At 65.1% G+C, this 19,067-nt stretch carries 16 protein-coding genes and 1 tRNA gene; 12 read left to right on the top strand and 5 right to left on the bottom strand.

What is annotated here, in order from left to right; all coding sequences use genetic code 11:
* Positions 1-5 precede the first annotated feature (5 nt).
* Together DTX69_RS18205 and pdeM are read left to right on the top strand one after the other, a co-directional pair.
* Positions 6-2,468, top strand: a complete 2,463-nt coding sequence (locus tag DTX69_RS18205; RefSeq protein ID WP_119302982.1) for a ligase-associated DNA damage response DEXH box helicase — start codon at positions 6-8, stop codon at positions 2,466-2,468.
* 136 nt (positions 2,469-2,604) lie between these two features.
* Positions 2,605-3,312, top strand: coding sequence for a ligase-associated DNA damage response endonuclease PdeM (pdeM, locus tag DTX69_RS18200; RefSeq protein ID WP_119302981.1), 708 nt, complete (start codon positions 2,605-2,607; stop codon positions 3,310-3,312).
* Here the strand turns inward: pdeM and DTX69_RS18195 are convergent.
* Complete coding sequence (locus DTX69_RS18195) at positions 3,309-4,169, bottom strand: MBL fold metallo-hydrolase (RefSeq protein ID WP_119302980.1); 861 nt, start codon at positions 4,167-4,169, stop codon at positions 3,309-3,311. The genes pdeM and DTX69_RS18195 overlap by 4 nt on opposite strands.
* Positions 4,170-4,355: 186 nt before the next feature.
* Between DTX69_RS18195 and DTX69_RS18190 the strand changes: the two genes are divergently transcribed.
* The 4 genes from DTX69_RS18190 (at position 4,356) to DTX69_RS18175 (ending at position 8,165) form a co-directional block, all read left to right on the top strand.
* Positions 4,356-4,691, top strand: a complete 336-nt coding sequence (locus DTX69_RS18190) for an ArsR/SmtB family transcription factor (protein WP_119302979.1) — start codon at positions 4,356-4,358, stop codon at positions 4,689-4,691.
* 149 nt (positions 4,692-4,840) lie between these two features.
* Entirely contained in the window at positions 4,841-5,095 is a 255-nt protein-coding gene (locus DTX69_RS18185) for a hypothetical protein (RefSeq protein WP_119302978.1), read from the top strand.
* Positions 5,092-6,486, top strand: a complete 1,395-nt coding sequence (locus DTX69_RS18180; protein ID WP_119302977.1) for a class I SAM-dependent methyltransferase — start codon at positions 5,092-5,094, stop codon at positions 6,484-6,486. Before DTX69_RS18185 ends, DTX69_RS18180 begins: the two co-directional genes overlap by 4 nt.
* A gap of 23 nt (positions 6,487-6,509) precedes the next feature.
* Positions 6,510-8,165: a hypothetical protein gene (locus tag DTX69_RS18175; protein ID WP_119302976.1), complete on the top strand. Its 1,656-nt coding sequence runs from the start codon at positions 6,510-6,512 to the stop codon at positions 8,163-8,165.
* Positions 8,166-8,184: 19 nt separating this feature from the next.
* Here DTX69_RS18175 and DTX69_RS18170 read toward each other — a convergent pair.
* The 4 genes from DTX69_RS18170 to hemC form a co-directional block, all read right to left on the bottom strand.
* Positions 8,185-8,259: transfer RNA gene (locus DTX69_RS18170), tRNA-Thr, on the bottom strand.
* 66 nt (positions 8,260-8,325) lie between these two features.
* Positions 8,326-9,930 carry a heme biosynthesis protein HemY gene (locus tag DTX69_RS18165; RefSeq protein WP_119302975.1) on the bottom strand — a complete coding sequence of 535 codons (1,605 nt, stop codon included), beginning with the start codon at positions 9,928-9,930 and terminating at the stop codon, positions 8,326-8,328.
* 1 nt (position 9,931) lies between these two features.
* Positions 9,932-12,076, bottom strand: a complete 2,145-nt coding sequence (locus tag DTX69_RS18160; RefSeq protein WP_119302974.1) for a uroporphyrinogen-III synthase — start codon at positions 12,074-12,076, stop codon at positions 9,932-9,934.
* A gap of 45 nt (positions 12,077-12,121) precedes the next feature.
* Positions 12,122-13,069 (bottom strand): hydroxymethylbilane synthase, encoded by a 948-nt coding sequence (gene hemC, locus DTX69_RS18155; RefSeq protein WP_119302973.1) that lies wholly within the window; start codon positions 13,067-13,069, stop codon positions 12,122-12,124.
* A gap of 60 nt (positions 13,070-13,129) precedes the next feature.
* Between hemC and tsaD the strand changes: the two genes are divergently transcribed.
* From tsaD to DTX69_RS18120, 6 genes are all read left to right on the top strand, one after another.
* Positions 13,130-14,182: a tRNA (adenosine(37)-N6)-threonylcarbamoyltransferase complex transferase subunit TsaD gene (gene tsaD, locus DTX69_RS18150; protein WP_119302972.1), complete on the top strand. Its 1,053-nt coding sequence runs from the start codon at positions 13,130-13,132 to the stop codon at positions 14,180-14,182.
* Positions 14,183-14,200: 18 nt separating this feature from the next.
* Complete coding sequence (locus tag DTX69_RS18145) at positions 14,201-14,479, top strand: YciI family protein (protein ID WP_119302971.1); 279 nt, start codon at positions 14,201-14,203, stop codon at positions 14,477-14,479.
* Positions 14,480-14,495: 16 nt separating this feature from the next.
* Entirely contained in the window at positions 14,496-14,909 is a 414-nt protein-coding gene (locus DTX69_RS18140; RefSeq protein WP_119302970.1) for an EVE domain-containing protein, read from the top strand.
* Between the two features lie 91 nt (positions 14,910-15,000).
* The gene (gene creD / locus DTX69_RS18135; RefSeq protein WP_119302969.1) at positions 15,001-16,404 is read left to right on the top strand and encodes a cell envelope integrity protein CreD; all 1,404 of its coding nucleotides are present in this window, start codon (positions 15,001-15,003) and stop codon (positions 16,402-16,404) included.
* Positions 16,405-16,709: 305 nt separating this feature from the next.
* On the top strand, positions 16,710-18,650 hold the full coding sequence (gene acs, locus DTX69_RS18125) for an acetate--CoA ligase (protein WP_119302967.1): 1,941 nt from the start codon (positions 16,710-16,712) through the stop codon (positions 18,648-18,650).
* A 22-nt stretch (positions 18,651-18,672) separates the two neighbouring features.
* Complete coding sequence (locus DTX69_RS18120; RefSeq protein ID WP_119302966.1) at positions 18,673-19,056, top strand: GFA family protein; 384 nt, start codon at positions 18,673-18,675, stop codon at positions 19,054-19,056.
* The last annotated feature ends 11 nt before the right edge of the window (positions 19,057-19,067 follow it).

Here is a 19,067-nt window from a genome sequence, read left to right as displayed (position 1 = left end):
CCGATATGGACCAGCCCATCGCTACCAGCCTGCTGCCACCCCGCTTTGCCGCTTGGTTCCAGGGCCGCGGCTGGCAGGTGCACGACCACCAACTGGCGGTTCTGCGCGCGGTTGAGGCAGGACGCTCGGTCCTGCTGATCGCGCCCACCGGCGGCGGCAAGACCTTGGCGGGGTTCCTGCCCAGCCTGGTGGAGCTGGCTGACGCCGACCCCAAGGAGAAACGCACCGGCATCCACACACTCTACATCTCGCCGCTCAAGGCTTTGACAGTAGACGTGGCGCGCAACCTGGAGACGCCGATCGCGGAAATGGGTCTGCCCATAGAAAGCGAGACCCGAACAGGGGACACGCCGCAGAACCGACGCCAGCGCCAGCGCAAGCACCCGCCGCACATCCTGTTGACGACGCCGGAGAGCCTGGCGCTGCTGCTCTCCTACAGCGAGGCGCCAGACTATTTCGCGTCGCTCAAAACCGTGATCATCGACGAGCTGTATGCGATCGCCGACACCAAGCGCGGGCAGCTTCTCACACTGGGGCTGGCTCGCCTCGCGCGGCTGGCGCCGCAATGCCGTTTCCTCGGCCTGAGCGCAACGGTCGCGGCGCCGGAGCGCGTGGCGCAGCATCTGAACTACGGCGCGCGGCCGCTTGATATCATCCGCGGGCGCGACGGTGCGCAGCCGGAGATCGGGATCATGATCCCGGATGCGCACGTGCCGTGGAGTGGGCGCATGGCGTTGCATGCGGTGCCGGCGATCTATGAGGAGATCAAGCGCCACAAGACGACGCTCGTGTTCGTCAACACACGCGCCCAGGCGGAGCTGGTGTTCCAGGGCTTGTGGCGGCTCAATGACGACAACCTGGCGATCGGGTTGCACCACGGCTCGCTTGCGGTGGAGCAGCGGCGGAAGATCGAGGCGGCGATGGCGCGCGGTGCCTTGCGCGCGGTGGTCGCAACCTCCTCGCTCGATCTTGGCATCGACTGGGGCGACATCGATCTTGTCATCCAGGTCGGCGCGCCGAAGGGCGCGAGCCGCCTACTGCAGCGCATCGGCCGCGCCAATCACCGGCTGGATGAGCCGAGCCGTGCCTTGCTGGTGCCGGCCAACCGCTTCGAAGTGCTGGAATGCAAAGCGGCGATCGAAGCGGCGCTGGAGAAGGATCTCGATGAATATCCGCCGCGGCCGTACTGCCTCGACGTGCTGGCACAGCACATCCTGTGCCTCGCCTGCGCCGGGTCGGTGAATCCGGATGCGCTCTATCTGGAAGTCACGACAGCGGCGTCGTATGCATCGCTGCCGCGCGAGGAGTTCGATCGCGTCTTCGCCTTCGTGCGCGATGGCGGCTATGCGCTGAAGGCTTATGACCGCTGGAAGCGCCTGCGCCAGATGCCCGATGGCGGCTGGCGCGCCGCCAACATGACCGTGGTGCGGCAATATCGCATGAATGTCGGCACCATCGTCGAATCGCCGATGCTGAAAGTGCGCCTCGGCCGCGGCCAGGCGCTGGGCGAAGTAGAGGAATGGTTCGTGCAGGGCCTGCTGCCCGGCGACACCTTCATGTTCGCCGGACGCCTGCTGCGCTTCGAAGGCATCCGCGAGATGTCGGTCGTCTGTTCGCTGGCGAAGAGCGGCGAGCCCAAGGTGCCGGTTTATGGCGGCGGCCGGCTGCCCTTGACGACGGATCTTGCCGAGCGCGTGCGGGCGATCCTAGAGGATCGGCGGCAGCAGCGGGATCTGCCTGATGACGTGCAGGAATGGCTCAGGCTGCAACGCTGGCGCTCGGTGCTGCCGACGCGCTCGCGCCTGCTGATCGAGAGCTTCCCGCGCGGCAACAAGGAGTTCCTGGTCGCCTATTGCTTCGAGGGTCGGATTGCGCACCAGACGCTCGGCATGCTGCTGACGCGGCGCATGGAGCGCGCCGGGCTGAAGCCGCTCGGCTTCGTCGCCACCGATTACGTGCTCGCGACCTGGGCGCTGGGCGCGCCGACGCAGGAGCAGGTCGAACGCCTCTTTGCGGAAGACATGCTGGGCGACGATCTCGAGGAATGGTTGGAGGATTCCTCGATGCTGCGGCGCTCCTTCCGCAACGTCGCCGTGATCGCCGGCCTGATCGAGCGGCGCCATCCGGGCGAGGAAAAGTCGCGCCGGCAGATCACCTTCAATGCCGATCTCATCTACGACGTCCTGCGCAAGCACGAGCCGGACCACATCCTGCTGCACGCGACGCGTCAGGATGCAGCATGGAATCTCGCCGACGTGCAGCGCCTCGGCGATTTTCTGAAGCGTGTGCAGGGCCGGATCGACGTTCGGCGCCTGGATCGCGTGACACCGCTGGCCGTTCCGGTCCTTGTCACGCTCGGCAGCACCGAAGTGGGCAACGAAGCGATGGACGCGCTGCTGGAAGAAGCCGCCGCCGATCTGATAGAGGAAGCGACCAGCGGCGAACCCGGGCAGGAGGCGATGTTGTGATTCCTGTGTTCCTCTTCTTCCGTCATCGCCGGGCGAAGACCCGGCGATCCAAGTGTGCGTGCGACGCGCCGGATTTTGGATCACCGGGTCTCGCAGCTTCGCTGCGGCCCGGTGACGACGGGATGTGTGAGGTGGCGTGAAGCACTCCATCACCATCACCTGGCACGGCATCGCGCTGCAACTCGATCTCGAGGGCGTTCTGTATTGGCCGGAGGAGCAGCTGCTGGTGGCGGCGGATCTGCATCTGGAAAAGGGCAGCTCTTATGCCAGGAGCGCTGGGCGCCTGTTGCCGCCCTATGACAGCGCGCAGACGGTCGCGCGCCTGGAGCGGCTGGTCGCGCACTACCAGCCGCAGTGCGTCGTCGCGCTCGGCGATTCGTTCCATGACCGCGCCGGCGCGACGCGGCTCGACGGCGAGGTTGCGGACCGGATCCGCAGGCTCAGCGACCGTACCGACTGGATCTGGATCCACGGCAATCACGACCCCAAGCCGCCCAAGCAACTGGGCGGGCGCGGCGCGGTGGAAATCGCGATCGGGCCGCTCGTCTTCCGCCACGATGCGCACCATGAGCGGCAAGGCGAGGGCGGCGAAATCATCGGCCACTACCATCCGGTCGCGTCTGTTTCGACGCGGGGACGCTCGTTCCGCCGGCGCTGCTTCGCGATCGGGCGCCATCGGCTGCTGCTGCCGGCCTTCGGCGCCTATGCCGGCGGTCTCAATGTGCGGGAGGTTGCGATCCGGCGCTTGCTGGATGCGGAGGCGCGGCTGGCGCTGCTAGGCCGCGATCGGCTACATCTCTTTCCCATCGCAGCCGCTTTGCCCGATGCGACGCTGCCGCTTTAGAACCGGTTCACCGGGATCTTGAGATAGGAGATGCCGTTCGGTTCCGGCGGCGGCATCGCGCCGGCACGGATGTTCACCTGAACCGCAGGCAGCATCAGGGGCGGCATCTCCAAGGTCTTGTCGCGCCCTTCGCGCAGTGCGACGAACTCATCCTCGCTCCTCCCGGTGAGATGCACGTTCTTCGCACGCTGCTCGGCCACCGTCGCGTGAGGCTGCGGCTCGCGTCCGTCCGGCGGATAATCGTGGCATTGATAGAGTCTTGTGTCTGGCGGCAGTGCGAGGATGCGTTGGATCGAGCGATAGAGCGTGCGCGCATCGCCGCCAGGAAAATCGCAGCGCGCCGTGCCGTAGTCCGGCGCGAACAACGTGTCGCCGATGAAGGCGGCGTCGCCAATCACATAAGTAATGCAGGCTGGTGTGTGACCGGGCGTTGCCATCACCCGGGCCGTCAGGCCGCCGATCCTGAATTCTTCGCCATCAGCGAACAGCCGATCGAATTGACATCCGTCAACTGGGAAATCGCCGCCCAGATTGTAGATTCTGCTGAAGGCCTGCTGCACGACCGGGATTTGCGCGCCGATGGCGATCTTTCCGCCCAGCTTCGCCTTGATATAAGGCGCCGCGGTCAAGTGGTCCGCGTGGGCATGGGTTTCCAGCACCCATTCGGTGCGCCAGTTGCGCTGTTTCACCGTCTCGATCAGCCGACCGGCGCCGGCAGTGCCAGTGCGACCCGACTTGATGTCGAAATCCAGGACCGAATCGATGACGGCGCAAACGCCGGAGTCCGCATCGGTCACGATATGGCTGTAGCTCTTGGTCGCCGTGTCGAAGAAGCTCAGGACGGTCGGCGCGGTCATGATCTTCCCTCTGCGCAATTGCTCGCCCCAGGGCTTCTAGTACCGGAGGATTGAGTCGAGCGCCAGATATTTCCGTGTGACCAGAAAATCTTTGACACCTCTGCAGGATTTCTTCATGGGCGAGGTGACGCATTTCCAACAAGAGATCAATTTGACATATATAATAATATGCTTATATAAGCAAGTATGAACTCCAAAACATCGATGGCCGCCTTGGGCGTCAGCGCGGCGGAAGCCGCGCAATTCCTGCGCACCATGGCGAACGAGAACCGCTTGGCGATCCTGTGCGCGCTCGGTGAAGGGGCGCGTTCGGTCGGCGAGCTGGCGGATCTACTCGGTGCCTCACAGCCCAACGTCTCGCAGCATCTCGCGAAGCTGAAGGCGCTGCAGCTGGTCGCCGCGCGGCGAGAGGGGACCACGATCCTCTATTCGCTGGCCAGCAAGGAAGCGGCCGCGATCATCGCCATCCTGCACCGGCGCTATTGTGCGGACCGTCCCGCGCGCAAGCGGAGAGCCGCATAAGCGCGAACTTCACGCGCATCCCGGCAGCGAGATTGATCGAGTCGCGAAATGATTGCATACTAGCCCATCGCATTCACCTTTGGTTAACGCTCGGTCCTACACTATTAGGTTCGAATTCTCGAACGAGCCGCTTCCAGGAGGGGATTTCCATGGCCGGGTATCGGGACTTGATGCGTGTACTGCTCAAGCCGCTTGCAGTTGGCGGAGGTGCCGCTCTCATCCTGTCGGCGAGCTACGACAGCGCCTTCGCCTATCTCGATCCGGGGACGGGCAGCATCATCCTGCAATCCCTGATCGCCGGCATCATCGGCTCGATGGCGTTTGCGCGCATGTATTGGACGCGCCTCAAGGATGTGCTGCGGCGCACCTTCGGGAACCGCAATAGCGATCCGAAGAACCAATGAACGCACCGCTGCGCGATCCGGGCTCGTTCCGCGACCCGAGTGGCGCGGTCTATCGGTCTGGTGATCGCATCCTGCGGACCGTGATGCCGGGCAATGCATCGGAAGTCTATCGGGCCGCGCGCGAGTCCGGGCTGTTCAAGGACCTTGCCGAGCGGGGCTATCTCCTGCCGTTCGAAGAGATGGAGGTACCGGCACTCCAATCGATGACGGGAGCGGCGCACGTCCTCGCAAGCGCGCGGCTGCCGTTCATATCGTACCCCTATGAATGGAGCTTCGCCCTGCATCGGAAGGCAGCGCTCCTGCATCTCGATCTCCATCTCGCGGCGCTGGAGCGGGGGTTCGACCTGTCGGACGCGTCGGCATACAACGTCCAGTTCCAGGGCTCTTCGCCAATCTTCATCGACCATCTCTCTCTGCGCCCCTACCGCGACGGCGCCGTGTGGACGGGGCACCGGCAGTTCTGCATGCAGTTCCTCAATCCGCTGCTGTGCCACACGCTGCTCAAGATCGCGCCGAACACTCTGTTTCGCGGTTCGCTCGAGGGGATCGAACCGGAAGTGCTGGCGCCGCTACTCCCGTTCCGCAGCAAGCTCTCGTGGACCGTCCTCACCCATGTGGTGATGCAGGCCGCGCTGCAGCGCCGCGCCTCAGGCCGGCGCGCCGCGACGATCGGAAGACTGCGATCAGTATCGGTGTCGAAGGTTGCTTTCGTCGGCATGCTGCAAGGGCTGCGGCGCGCGATCATCGCGATGAAGGTCCTCAGCGGCGCGACGGTGTGGTCCGACTATGCCCAGTCCAACAGCTACGGGGCGGCGGAGGCGGATGCCAAGCGACGGTTCGTGAGCGAGATGGTGGCGAAGGTGCGCCCGCGGATGCTGGTCGATCTCGGCTGCAATACCGGCGACTATTCCGACGCCGCTCTCGAGGCCGGCGCCGGGCGGGTCATCGGGTTCGACTTCGATCATGGCGCGCTCAACCTGGCGGCCGCTCGCGCCGAGGCGAAGAAGCTCGATTTCCTGCCGCTGTGGCTGGACGCAGCGAACCCGAGCCCGAACCAGGGTTGGGGTCAGTCGGAACGGCTTGGGCTGAGCGAGCGGCTGAACGCCGACGCGATCATCGCACTGGCGCTGGTTCATCACCTCGCGATTTCGCGCAACATTCCGCTGGATGCCGTGGTGGACTGGATCGTGGGATTGGCACCCATGGGCGTGATCGAATGTCCGGACAAGAGCGATCCCATGGTCCAGCAGCTGCTGGCTCTGCGCGAAGACATCTTCGCCGATTATGACCACGAGCACTTCGTCGCCCATGTCGCGCGACGGGCACGCATCGTGCGCCAGGAGCGGTTGGGGCAAGGCGGCCGGCTGCTGGTCTGGTTCGATCGCAGCTGAAGAACAGTCTGGGAGGGGGGACGATGGCGATCGATCAAGCCGCCGCTAAGCCAAAGCCGCGACCGATCTGGATGAAGATCGTCGATCCATCCGAAAGCCGGGCGCGCGCCTTCACGCTTGGCGCGGCAGCCACTGCGGTGATGTTGACCGGATCGTTCCTGAACTTCCTCAACTACTATGGATACCCTGTCGGCAGCGCTGAAGTCCAACTGGTGTTTGCCGGCGTCCTGGCGGTTTCGGCTGTCGTCGGACTAGTTGCTGCCACCCTGGGCGTGTTCGCCCAGCTCGTCGTACCGGTACTGCTGGTCGTGCTCGCGATTCAGTTGAACTTCGGTGGCGCATTCTTGACAGTCGGCGTGTTGGCTTCGGCGTTGCTGGCGCGGTTCGCTCGGCAGGCACTGATCTTGTGGTTCGGCGTGGTCGTCATTTCGGAGCTATGGACCGCCGCAACGGGAACGGCGGGTGGACATCCAGCAGCTGCCGGCAGCGCCGTCCAGACGGGAGCCATGGCTACGAAGAAGTCCGATATCGCGGTCGTTCACCTAATCCTGGACGAGCATATTGGCCTCGAGGCCATTCCGGATTTCGTGCCGCGTGGGCCGGAGGCGCGCGAACAGCTACGGACGTTCTATCTGCGGCATGGCTTCCGTCTCCTCGCTGGGGCGTATAGCGAGAGCCTGCATACGGTGAATTCCATTCCGCGGATCCTCGGCCTTGAGCCGGCGCTTCCTTGGAAGCAGGGTGGGCGCTGGGGGACCACGGTGGAACAGAATCGCTATTTCGATGTCCTTCAGTGGATGGGGTTGCGTATCACCGTCGCGCAATCCGACTGGATCGACTATTGCAACCATCCAGCAGTCGAGACGTGCATGACGCGCGCGGCCGGCGGCCTGATCGACGTGGGCGACCAGTTGCCGGTCTCGGACAAGGCCTACATTCTGGCCTTCCGGTTTGCCGCGCTCTCGGCTCTCGCGCGGAGCGCCTTGGGGGTCTACGATCTTGCGGTGTTCTACGTCCGGCGCGTCGGCCTGGACCTGCCTTTCGTGCAGCAGCTGCAGGAGACCAGCACTAGCAGCCTGAACGGCATGGCGACATTCGAGTGGGTGATCGGGCAGACACGTGCGCTGACGCCGGGCCAGGCGATCTTCGCGCACGTCCTCGTTCCCCACTACCCTTACATCTATGACAAGGCCTGCCGCATGCTGCGGCAGTCGGAATGGCGTGGCCGGGCAAGCAGAGTGTCATGGCAGGCTCGCTACGACGCTTATTTCGATCAGGTAGAGTGTGTGACGCACAAGGTCGAGGAGATGCTCTCAGCCATCGCCGCGTCTCCTGCTGCGGGCAAGACCGTTATCATCATTCATGCCGATCACGGGTCGCGCATTGTGCAATTCGATCCTGTGATCGAGAACGACGGGCGCTTCACCGATCGCGACCTAGTGGACGGGCTAGCGGCTTTCTTTGCCGTCTCGGCTCCGGGGATCGAGCCTGGCTACGATAGCAAGCGCTATCCGCTGCGCCTCATTCTCGATGCCCTGGCACGCTCTCAGTTTCGCGGCGTAACGCCGGACCTTCCGACAGGCTTTCACCACAGCGTGAAGATCGAAGATCGGAAATGGAACCCGATCGCCGAACGATCCATGGTCGACAAGGAGTGGTGGAACGAGGATGTTGACTAAGCCGAGGTCGGGACGGGAATGGTGCCGTAGGAGGGATTTGAACCCCCGACCACCCGCTTACGAAGCGGATGCTCTACCGCTGAGCTACTACGGCATTCCAGGTGGGACCGTGTCAGGTCGACTTTGCGAAATGGTTAACCGGCCCGAACGCGGCGGGACACTAGTTCACGAGGCGCGCCGCGTCAACCGACGCGCCGAGAGGGGCCGGCTTCTCTGGTTTCCCCTGGCCCGCTGGTGCCGGCGGGGTTTCCGCGGCGGCGAAACTGCCATGAGGGATCGGCCCCGCCGGAACCTGCCCAGCCGCCGTGACCGCCACCGACGGAGGGGCGGCGACCGCTGGCGTTAGCGCCGGCGCGGGTGCCTCTGCGGCGGGGAGCTGGTCCAGGATCATGCCGCCCAGGGCCGCGCCCTGCCGTGGGGCGGCTGGCCGCCAGACCAAGCTGTCGATTGCATCGCAGCGCGGACAGCAGAGCTGCCAGCCCATGGCCTCCGGCCCGCCGGCGCCAAGCGTCCCGCAGGACTCGCACACCCAATCGGCGCCGCCGCGCGCCTCTGCGGCCATGTCCAGCCATTGCCGCTCGCCGCTGGAGCCCGCGCCATGTTCGCCGGCCTCCAACCGGGCCATGCGGCGGCAGGTGTCGGCACTGACGCCATCACCCGCCTGCTCCAGCTCCACCAACCGCTCCAGATGCCGGCGCGCGTCGCCCCACACCCGCGCTGTCAGGGCTGCATCCGCGCCGATGCGATGGCTCTCGGCGTGGTCCGGGTTCTGCTTCACCAGCTTTTGTACGCGCTGGGCCCGGTCGAGCGGGGTGTCGCCACCCACCGCTTCCAGATACACGCGGCCGAGCGCGGCATGGGGCGCGTCATCCCACACCTGCTCGATCAGCTTGGCGGCCTCGCGCGCCTTGCCTTGGCGCAGCAGCGATCGGCAGAGGATGAGACGCGCGGGCACGAATTCGCCCGGTTTGTCGCGGGTCAGCTTCACAGCTTCGCGCGCCAAGGCGAGCGCGCGATTCGCATCGCCGCCTTCGCCCGCCAGGATGCGGCGCGCCTGCTCGGTCAGCAAAGCGGCGCGGCGGCGCTGCGCGGCCTTGGGCGCCATGCCACCCGCGCGGGCGAGCTGGTTCAGGCTGTGCGTGGCGGCTTCGATCTTGCTGCTCTTGACCTGCAGATTGTGCGCGGTCTCGGCGGCCCAGGCGGCCTGCGGCGCCACCGCGCTCGCCTTTTCGGCATACGAGAGCGCCGCTGCCTCATCGTCGCGCTTCAACGCACCCATGGTCAGGCCGCGCAAGCCCAGCAACGCGGTCTCCGGCGCCTGCGTCAGGCGATCGAAATAGCGCTCGGCACTGGTCTCATCGCCGGTGAGTTGGGCCGCCTGTGCAGCGAGCAGCAGGGTCAAAGGCGGCTCGCCCAGCAGATCATGTGCGATCTTGGCCTGCCGCCGCGCCTCGGTGGGATCGCCTGCCGCGACCGCGGTCAATCCGCGCGTCAAGGCACGATATCCTTTCGCCTTGCGCGAATTGGAGCGCATCATCGAGAGGGTTTGCGGCGTGCGCAAAATGGCGCCGAGCAGCCAGGCCAGGAACTGGAGGATCAGGAACGCGAGCGCGATCAGGAACAGGGCCGCGCCGATATGCATGTCGATCCGGTAGCCCAACCAGTTCAGCGTCACGCCGCCCGGGTTGTACGCGAAGTAGAGCGCGACAATGAGCAGGCCCGCCAGCAGCGGGAAATAGATGAAGAGCAGGCGCGAGAGCTTCACGTCAGTTCCCCGCCCCCTCGACGTCACCGCTTGCTGGCGCCGCCTCTGCCGTGGTCCGCGGCGCCAGTTCCCGGGTCGAGATGTCCGCCAGCTGTGCTGCTGCCGCTTCGATGGTGAGGCGCGCTTCGGCTTGGGCGAGCCATTCCGCGGCGGCCTCCGCGGCTAGGCCGGTCATGGCGCGCACTTCCGAGACCGCGGCGGCGAGATCGCCTTCGCTCAGCTTCGCTTCCGCGCGCGCCAGTTGCGCCAGCGTGTCGTCGCCTTCGACATCCGGCCCGGTCGGTCGAACCGTAATGACCTCCGAGATGCTGTGGCCCAGCCCGCGCCAGAAGCGCTTCAGCCAATTGTCATCCGTCACCTGGCCTGCCAGCTCCGCTTCGCCGGCTCGCGCGATCTCGGTCGCGGGGAACCCCGCCGCCAATTGCGAGAGGGTCGGCACGCCTGCCTCCGCCATCGGCGTCAGGCTATCGACGATCGGCTTCAGGCGCGGGCGCAGCTCCTCATCGTTCAGAGTCAGGTCATTGAGCGTTGCCAGCTCGGCGGCAAAGCTCTTGTCGCTGGCGAGCGCGCTGCGCAACTCGCCGACCGCGACAATCAAGGCGACGGCGCGCTGCTGCTCGTTGCTCTTGGGCAGGCTTGCGATCTGCTCATCCAGCGCATCGAGGCGCGGCCCGAGCTCGTCCACACGCGGTACCAGCTCGCCGACCTTGGCATCGAGATCCGCCATCTGGTCCAGGCGCTCCGTCAGCGAGGCGATCTGCTGCTTCAGCGCATCGTTCTCCGAAACCAGGCGATCGATGCGCGGATCAGGCTCTGGTATCGGAGCGCCGGCCGCCGAGTCCGATGGCGCCGTTCCTTGTGCGCTGGCGACCTCGTTGATGCGCCTGGTCGCATCCGAGAGCGCGCTTTCCAGCTTGCTAAGCCGTTCCTCGATCGGCGCCAGATTCACGCTCGGTCCTTCGGACAAGGTGGAGGTTCCGCCCGGCGCATTGCGCAGTCTTTCCAGCTCGGACTTGAGGGTGGCCACCTCCTGCTTCACGGCGTTGAGGTCGGTGTTGATCGGCTCGATCGCCTGCTGCAGGGCGTTTTCGTCGATCGCGGCCTGGACCTGCTCGGATAGAGCCTGGACGTCGCGCTGCAGCGTTGCGATCCGGTCGTCCACAGCGGGTGCGGAGGGCGGCTGCAATCCCACGAGCGCGCCAACCTGCGGCTGCCAGAGTGGCGCCGTGATCACGACCGCCGCTGCCGCGATCAGCATCAGCACCAGATAAAGCAGAATGGAACCGCCGGTGCGCGGCCGGCGGGCACTCCTCGCCTCGGTCGTGCTCGCAGCTCGGGCTGCGGCGGTATCTGCTCCCGCCGCACTGTCTGCCGCCCCGTCGGCAGAGGGCGCGCCCTCTTCGGGGCGCTGGGATGGCTCGGCCATTTCGGCTCCTTTGCTGCGGGCAGCATCCACCAGGGCCAGCATCGAAGGCAAGTCCGGGCGGTCGGCGATTTCCACCCCCGCCCAGCCGAGGTTCCCGATCTCTCGTGCCACCGCCGCGCTGAGACAAAGCGCATGGATGCCGGCCAAGGACGGCGACCCGGCGGCCCGCCACAGATCTGCAAAGGTCGACGCGGTGCGCGGCGAGAACAGGAGCACCGCGTCGATCCCGCCCAGCGTCAAATTGGCGCGGGTCTCCGTCGACAGCGCGCTGGCGATCTTCGCTTCGTAGAGCTGCGCCCGGCGCACCTGGTAACCGAGCCCTTCCAGGCGGGTCTTGAGATCGCCGGCCGTCACCGTCCCCGCTGCATGAAACAGAGGCCCGTCTTCCGCCTTCAGCCGATCTACTACCAGCGCGGCGAGCGCTTCCACATCGCCCTTGGCGCTTTCGACATTGCCAAATCCGGCCTGGCGCGCGGCTTCGGCCGACCCGTCGCCGACCGTGAAGGCCTTGAGGTCGCGGCGCGGGCACAAGGCGGCAAAGGCACGCACGCCGTTCGCACTGGTGAAGAGCAGCGCCTGGACACCTTGGAGATTGATCTCGGCATCTTCCAGATGCTGGATCTCGAGCAACGGCTCGATCAGGACTTCAACATGGCGCTCCTCAAGAGCGTCTGCGAGCGGCTTGGCATCTTCGATCGGGCGGGTAATCAGAATGCGCATCGGTCACACTATAGCGGAGGAAAGGCGGCGATCGCGCCCAGAATATCACGGCAAGAAATCGGGGCCTGCCAATTCCTTCAGTTTGCGGCCGATTTGTTCGCCCAGTTTCCTGGCGTCCGACGCGGCGGCAGTCGCGTCCTGCCGATAGACCTTCGATCCATCAGGCAAGGCGACCAAAGCGCGTAAACGCAGCCGGTCGCCCTGGAGTTCCGCCAACGCGGCGATCGGGGTTCGGCAGGACCCTTCGAGCACGGCGAGGCAGGCGCGCTCCGTCGTCACGCGCATTTCCGTCTGCGGATCATTGAGCGGCGCCAGCAGTTCGTTCACGCGATCGTCACCGGCGCGGCTCTCGATGCCGATCGCGCCTTGCGCAACCGCGGGCAGGATTTCGTCTGTGGACAGAATCGCGGTGGCGATGTTTGCTTTGTGCAGGCGCTTGAGGCCGGCGAGCGCGAGCAGCGTTGCGGTCGCATCGCCACGCTGCACCTTCGCGATGCGCGTCTCCACATTGCCGCGCAAAGGCACGATCGAAAGATCGGGCCGCAGCGCCTTGATCTGTGCTGCCCGCCGCAGGCTCGCACTGCCGACCACTGCCCCCTGCGGCAGGGTCGCGATGGATGTGCCAGCCGTCGTGATCAGCACATCGCGCGGGTCTTCGCGCGGCAGCAGGCAGCTGATGACGAGGCCTTCGGGCAGGAAGGTCGGCATGTCCTTCATGGAATGGACGGCGATATCCACGTCACCGGCCAGCAATGCCTCTTCGATCTCCTTGGTGAACAGGCCCTTGCCGCCGATCTCGTTCAGCAGGCGGTTCTGCTCCTTGTCGCCCGTGGTCTTGATGATCCGGATCTCGATCGCACCGGGGGAGGCGAGGTGCGGATGGGCGGCGATCAGGCGTGTGCGTGTTTCATCCGCTTGGGCCAGGGCGAGCGGCGAGCCGCGCGTGCCGATGCGCAGGATGGCTTGGTTGCTATCTGAGGCTGATGACGCCATAAGACTTGCATAAAGGCCGCCTTCCGGGAATGCAACCGCGCGGCCTATGATCCGTGTGTCATGATCGTATTGGGCATTGAGTCAAGCTGTGATGAGACCGCCGCTGCTCTGGTGACGGAGGATCGGCACATCCTCGCCGACCTGGTGGCGGCGCAGCTGGAGGATCACCGGCCCTATGGCGGCGTGGTGCCGGAAGTGGCGGCGCGCGCGCACCTTGACCGGCTGGACAAGCTGGTCGGCCAGGCCATGCGCGAGGCCGGCATCGGCTTTGTCGAGGTGGACGCGGTAGCGGCGACCGGCGGGCCGGGCCTGATCGGCGGCGTGATCGTCGGCGTGATGACCGCCAAGGCGATCGCCCTGGTGCATGACAAGCCTTTCATTGCGGTCAATCACCTGGAAGGCCACGCCCTGACCGCGCGCCTCACCGACGACACGCCGTTTCCCTATCTGCTGCTGCTGGTTTCCGGCGGCCATTGCCAGCTGCTGGTCGTGGAAGGTGTCGGCCGCTATCGCCGCCTCGGCGCCACCATCGATGACGCGGCCGGCGAAGCTTTCGACAAGGCGGCGAAGCTTTTGGGCCTTGGCTATCCCGGCGGGCCCTCGATCGAACGCGCCGCGCGCGCGGCGACGCAGCCGGTGATGGATCTGCCGCGACCGATGAAGGGACGGGCGGAGCTCAACTTCTCCTTCTCGGGATTGAAGACCGCGCTGCGCCACAAGATGGAAGAGCTGGGCGCGCTGGATGACGACGCGCGCGCCAACCTTGCCGCCGGATTCCAGATCGCGGCGGTGGAAAGCCTGGTCGATCGTACCCGCCGCGCCATCGTGGCGGCACGCGCCAGCCATCCGACCTTGAGCGCGCTGGTGGTAGCGGGCGGCGTTGCCGCGAACAGCGTGCTGCGTGCGGAACTGGAATCCTGTGCGCGCGATGCCCGGTTGGGATTCGTCGCGCCGCCGCTGCGCCTCTGCACCGACAACGCCGCGATGATCGCCTGGGCCGGGCTGGAGCGCTTCCGTTTGGGCGAGGAAAGCCCACTCGATTTCGCACCGCGTCCGCGCTGGCCGCTCGACGAAACCGCGCCTAAGCTGGCCGGCGCGGGGGTGAAAGCATGATGACAAAATGAGGCACCGATGCTCTACGCCATCTATTGCAAGGACAAGCCGAACCATCTGCAGACGCGGCTCGACAACCGGTCGGCGCATGTCGAGTATCTGAAGCAATTCGCCGGGCAGCATGTCTGCACCGGTCCGTTGCTGAGCGATGATGGGCAAGGCATGGTGGGCTCGCTGCTGGTGATGGAGTTTGGGGACCGGAAAGCGGCCGAGGATTTTGCCGTCAACGATCCCTATGCCAAGGCGGGCCTGTTCGAGAGCGTCACCATCACGCCCTTCCGCAAAGTCTTCCCATAGCCTCAAGAGGGGACCCATGAACTACTGGCTGATGAAATCCGAACCGTCCTCCTATTCCTGGGGCCAGCTGGTGAAGGACAAGAAGACCAGCTGGAACGGCGTGCGCAACTTCCAGGCCAGCGCCAACATGAAGGCAATGAAGATCGGCGACCGCGTCTTCTTCTATCACTCCGGCGAGGGGCCGGCGGTGGTCGGCATCGCGGAGGTCTGCAAGACCTACTATCCCGATCCGACCGACGAGACCGAACGCTTCGGCATGGTCGACATCAAGCCGGTCGGGCCCCTCAAGACTCCCGTCACTCTGGCCGACATCAAGAAAGATCCGAAGCTCAAGGACATGACGCTGGTCCGCGCCTCGCGCCTCTCCGTGCAGCCGGTGACGCCGGAGCAGTGGAAATACGTGTGCTCGATGGGCGGGGTGAAGGGATAGGCGCCCCCACAACGCCCCAATCCTGCCCTTACGCTGCCGTTTCGGGCTGACATGAACGCACCCTGTCGCGTCGCACTGACAGGGGAGAGCCATGTCCGATCTTGCCGATCCAGGCCCGAGTACGCCCACCATCCAATCCATGGCCCGCCACGCACGCCGCCGGTTTGGCGGCGGGTGGGAGGCGGGTAAGCGGGTCGTCTATTTCGCTGTGCTGGTGCTGATCATGCTCGTGCCGCTTGGCATGGTCGAAGGCGTGGTCGAGGAGCGCGCGGCGACCAAGGCGCAGGTCGCCGAGGAGATCGGTGCGCAATGGGGACCGCCGCAGACCATCAGCGGGCCGCTGCTGGTCGTGCCCTATGAAATCTCGCGCGTGCAGACGAACGCCGACGGCGATCCCAAGACCATCTTCGAAACGCGCTACGCCGTCTTCACGCCCGAAGAATTGCGCATCGACGCGTCGACCGGCGTGCAGAAGCGCTACAAGAGCATCTACGAGATGCTGGTCTATGGTGCCGATGTCGCGATCTCCGGCCGCTTTGCCGTGCCCGATTTCGGGCAGCTCGGCGTCACGCCCACTCAGATCGGCTGGGACCAGGCGAGCCTCGTGTTTGGTCTCGCCGGCGTGCGCGCCATCAATGCGGCGTCGCTGGACGCCGCCGGCAGCGACCGTCAGATTGAAGCTGGCGTGCTGCCCTATCATCCGTTCGCGGACGGCATCCGCGCATCGTTGCCGCTGCAGACCGTTGGCACCAACCCACCGCCGTTCGAGTTCGCTGCGAAGCTGACGTTGAACGGGCGCGATCATCTCTCGTTCCAGCCGCTCGGTCGGCAGAGCGAGGTCACGATCACCAGCGACTGGCCGCATCCGAACTTCATCGGAACGCCGCTACCGGCCAAGCGGGAGATCCGCGCCGATGGGTTCACCGCGTCCTGGTCGGTCTCCCACATCGCCACCGGCTCGCCGCTCTCCTGGCTCACCCACCAGTTCAAGCTGGAGCCCGAGCGCACCACAACCGTGGGCGTCGCGCTCGCCGAGCCGGGCGACGTGCACCAGCAGACCGATCGGATCGTCAAATACGGCATCCTGGTCATCGGGCTCACCTTCGGCACCATCTTCGTCGTCGGCCTGCTGAAGCAGGATCGCGTGCACCTGGTGCAATATCTGCTGATCGGTGCCTCGATCACGCTGTTCTACCTGCTGCTGCTTTCGCTGGCGGAGCAGATGGATTTCGCGCTCTCCTACGTGATCGCCAGTGTGGTCGATATCACGATCGTCGCCTGGTATGCCGGCGCCACCATCCGGCGCTTGATGGGCTGGGTCACGGGCGCTGTCCTGGCACTGGTGCATGGCTACATGTATGTGCTGCTGCAAATGGAAAGCTTCGCGCTGCTCAGCGGCGCGATCGGTCTGCTGTTGGCGCTCCTCTCTGTCATGATCGCCACCCGCAAGGTCGACTGGTTCGCCCTCGGGGAAACGCGGGAAGAGGCCGCCTAGAATGAAGTTCCTCCCCAAGTTTAGGGGAGGTTAGGTGGGGGTTGTTCTCGAAGCCGGATGAGTATCGACAAGGGCGAACTCACCTGCGACACCGAGACGCCCCCACCCCAACCCTCCACCGGGCTCGGGGGAGGGAGATTCCAGGCGATCGCGAAGATCAATGCTGCCAAGCCCTTAGCAGCGCACTTGGCTCTCCCCATCTTGCCCTTTCATCCCCGCCTTGTTACGACTTTGGTCTAAGGAAAAACCTGTGGCGCCAAGCCCTAAAGTGCGGCGCCAAGAAGACTGTCAGGGGAGTGCGAGCGATGTCAGAGCCACAAGTGTTTCCCGTCCCCGCCGACGCCGCGAAGCGCGCGCTGATCGACGCCAAGACCTATGAGGAGATGTATCGCCGCTCCGTCACCGACCCCGAAGGCTTCTGGGGCGAGATCGGTAAGCGCGTCGACTGGATGCGTCCCTACACCAAGGTGAAGGATGTCGATTACACCGGCGATATCCGCATCCGCTGGTACTATGATGGCATCCTGAACGCCTCCGCCAATTGCCTCGATCGTCACCTCGCCAAGCGTGGCGATCAGACCGCGATCATCTGGGAAGGCGATGATCCCAGCGAAAGCAAACACATCACCTACAACGAGGCGCATGAGCAGGTGTGCCGCATGGCGAATGTGCTCAAGGCTCTGGGCGCCAAGCGCGGCGACCGTATCACCATCTATATGCCGATGATCCCCGAGGCGGCCTATGCCATGCTGGCTTGCGCGCGCGTCGGCGCCATCCATTCGGTGGTGTTCGGCGGCTTCTCGCCCGACAGCCTGGCCGGACGCATCCAGGATTGCGACTCCAACATCGTCATCACGGCTGATGAAGGCTTGCGCGGCGGCAAGAAGATCCCGCTGAAGGCCAACGTCGACGCGGCGCTCAAGAACTGCCCCTCGATCAAGAAATGCCTGGTGGTGCGCCGCACCGGCGGCAAGATCGAGTGGGCCGAAGGTCGCGATCACTGGTGGCACGAGGAATCGCCGAAGGTCAGCGCCCAGTGCGCGCCGGAGGAGATGAATGCGGAAGATCCCCTCTTCATCCTCTATACCTCGGGCTCGACCGGAAAGCCCAAGGGCGTGCTGCATACCACCGGTGGCTATCTGGTCTATGCCGCGCTCACGCACGAGCAGGTGTTCGACTATCACGAGGGCGATATCTACTGGTGCACGGCGGATGTCGGTTGGGTCACGGGGCACAGCTACATCGTCTATGGCCCCCTCGCCAACGGCGCGATCTCGCTGATGTTCGAAGGCGTGCCGAACTATCCGGACGCCTCGCGCTTCTGGCAGGTGTGCGACAAGCACAAGGTCAATATCTTCTATACCGCGCCGACCGCGATCCGCGCCTTGATGCGCGAGGGTGAGGCGCCGGTGCAGAAGTGCAAGCTCGATTCGCTGCGCCTGCTCGGCTCCGTAGGCGAGCCGATCAATCCCGAAGCCTGGCTGTGGTACCATCGCGTCGTCGGCAAGCATCGCTGCCCGATTGTCGACACGTGGTGGCAGACCGAGACCGGCGGCATCCTCATTTCGCCGCTGCCGGGCGCGACGGCGCTCAAGCCCGGATCAGCCACCAAGCCGCTGTTCGGGATCATTCCAGAGATCGTCGATGCCGACGGCAAGGTGCTGCAGGGCGAATGCCAGGGCAATCTCTGCATCGCCGATTCCTGGCCGGGCCAGATGCGCACCGTCTATGGCGATCACAAGCGCTTTGCCGAGACCTACTTCCGCACCTATCCCGGCAAGTACTTCACCGGCGACGGCTGCCGGCGCGATAGCGACGGCTATTACTGGATCACAGGCCGCGTCGATGACGTGCTCAACGTCTCCGGCCACCGCATGGGAACGGCGGAAGTGGAATCCGCGCTTGTTGCCCATCCAAAGGTCGCGGAGTCTGCCGTCGTCGGCTATCCGCACGACATCAAGGGCCAGGGCATCTACGCCTATGTCACGCTGAAGATCGGCGTGGAGCCGAGCGAGGATCTGCGCAAGGAGCTGGTGCAGTGGGTGCGCAAGGAGATCGGCCCGATCGCGCAGCCCGACCTGCTGCAATGGGCGCCGGGCCTGCCCAAGACCCGCTCCGGCAAGATCATGCGCCGCATCCTGCGCAAGATCGCGGAGAACGACTACAGCAACCTCGGCGACACCTCGACCTTGGCCGATCCCAGCGTAGTGCAGAGCCTGGTGGAGAATAGGATGAATCGGGGTTAGCGGTGCAAACGGACATAACCCAATGACCCGCACCGCGAGGTGCTGCTGCGCGCACTGCTCGATCGAGGTTAAAGGCGAGCCCGCGATCAATGCGGTCTGCCATTGCAGCAACTGCAAGCGGCGCACCGGCAGCGCATTCGGCTGGTCGACCTACTTCGGGAACGTGCAGGTGCTCCGGAAATCGGGCGAGCTGAAGGCTTATCGCATCCGGAATGAGCAGGAGAGGTGGTTCTGCGCCCAGTGCGGTACCACCTTGTTCTGGCACTCGATCCACTTCCCCGGACAGACCGGCATCGCCGGCGGATGTTTTCAGGATGTGCCATTTCCGGCGCCATCGTTCACCGTTGCGAATGAAGAGCGCTGCGCGTGGGTTGGCCTCCCCGCGCATTGGCAGACATCCTTCTAGCCTTCCATCGA

Source organism: Dongia deserti (genome assembly GCF_003574735.1).
Lineage (GTDB): Bacteria > Pseudomonadota > Alphaproteobacteria > Dongiales > Dongiaceae > Dongia_A > Dongia_A deserti.
Note: the sequence above shows the minus strand (reverse complement) of the source record. Positions and strands in the feature narration are given on the sequence as shown.

Excerpts from the sequence above, each read along its gene's own strand:
- DTX69_RS18205 (WP_119302982.1), top strand. The coding sequence starts at position 6 with ATGGACCAGCCCATCGCTACCAGCCTGCTGCCACCCCGCTTTGCCGCT.
- DTX69_RS18195 (WP_119302980.1), bottom strand. The coding sequence starts at position 4,169 with ATGACCGCGCCGACCGTCCTGAGCTTCTTCGACACGGCGACCAAGAGC.
- DTX69_RS18190 (WP_119302979.1), top strand. The coding sequence starts at position 4,356 with ATGAACTCCAAAACATCGATGGCCGCCTTGGGCGTCAGCGCGGCGGAA.
- DTX69_RS18185 (WP_119302978.1), top strand. The coding sequence starts at position 4,841 with ATGGCCGGGTATCGGGACTTGATGCGTGTACTGCTCAAGCCGCTTGCA.
- DTX69_RS18180 (WP_119302977.1), top strand. The coding sequence starts at position 5,092 with ATGAACGCACCGCTGCGCGATCCGGGCTCGTTCCGCGACCCGAGTGGC.
- DTX69_RS18175 (WP_119302976.1), top strand. The coding sequence starts at position 6,510 with ATGGCGATCGATCAAGCCGCCGCTAAGCCAAAGCCGCGACCGATCTGG.
- DTX69_RS18160 (WP_119302974.1), bottom strand. The coding sequence starts at position 12,076 with ATGCGCATTCTGATTACCCGCCCGATCGAAGATGCCAAGCCGCTCGCA.
- hemC (WP_119302973.1), bottom strand. The coding sequence starts at position 13,069 with ATGGCGTCATCAGCCTCAGATAGCAACCAAGCCATCCTGCGCATCGGC.
- tsaD (WP_119302972.1), top strand. The coding sequence starts at position 13,130 with ATGATCGTATTGGGCATTGAGTCAAGCTGTGATGAGACCGCCGCTGCT.
- DTX69_RS18145 (WP_119302971.1), top strand. The coding sequence starts at position 14,201 with ATGCTCTACGCCATCTATTGCAAGGACAAGCCGAACCATCTGCAGACG.
- DTX69_RS18140 (WP_119302970.1), top strand. The coding sequence starts at position 14,496 with ATGAACTACTGGCTGATGAAATCCGAACCGTCCTCCTATTCCTGGGGC.
- creD (WP_119302969.1), top strand. The coding sequence starts at position 15,001 with ATGTCCGATCTTGCCGATCCAGGCCCGAGTACGCCCACCATCCAATCC.
- acs (WP_119302967.1), top strand. The coding sequence starts at position 16,710 with ATGTCAGAGCCACAAGTGTTTCCCGTCCCCGCCGACGCCGCGAAGCGC.
- DTX69_RS18120 (WP_119302966.1), top strand. The coding sequence starts at position 18,673 with ATGACCCGCACCGCGAGGTGCTGCTGCGCGCACTGCTCGATCGAGGTT.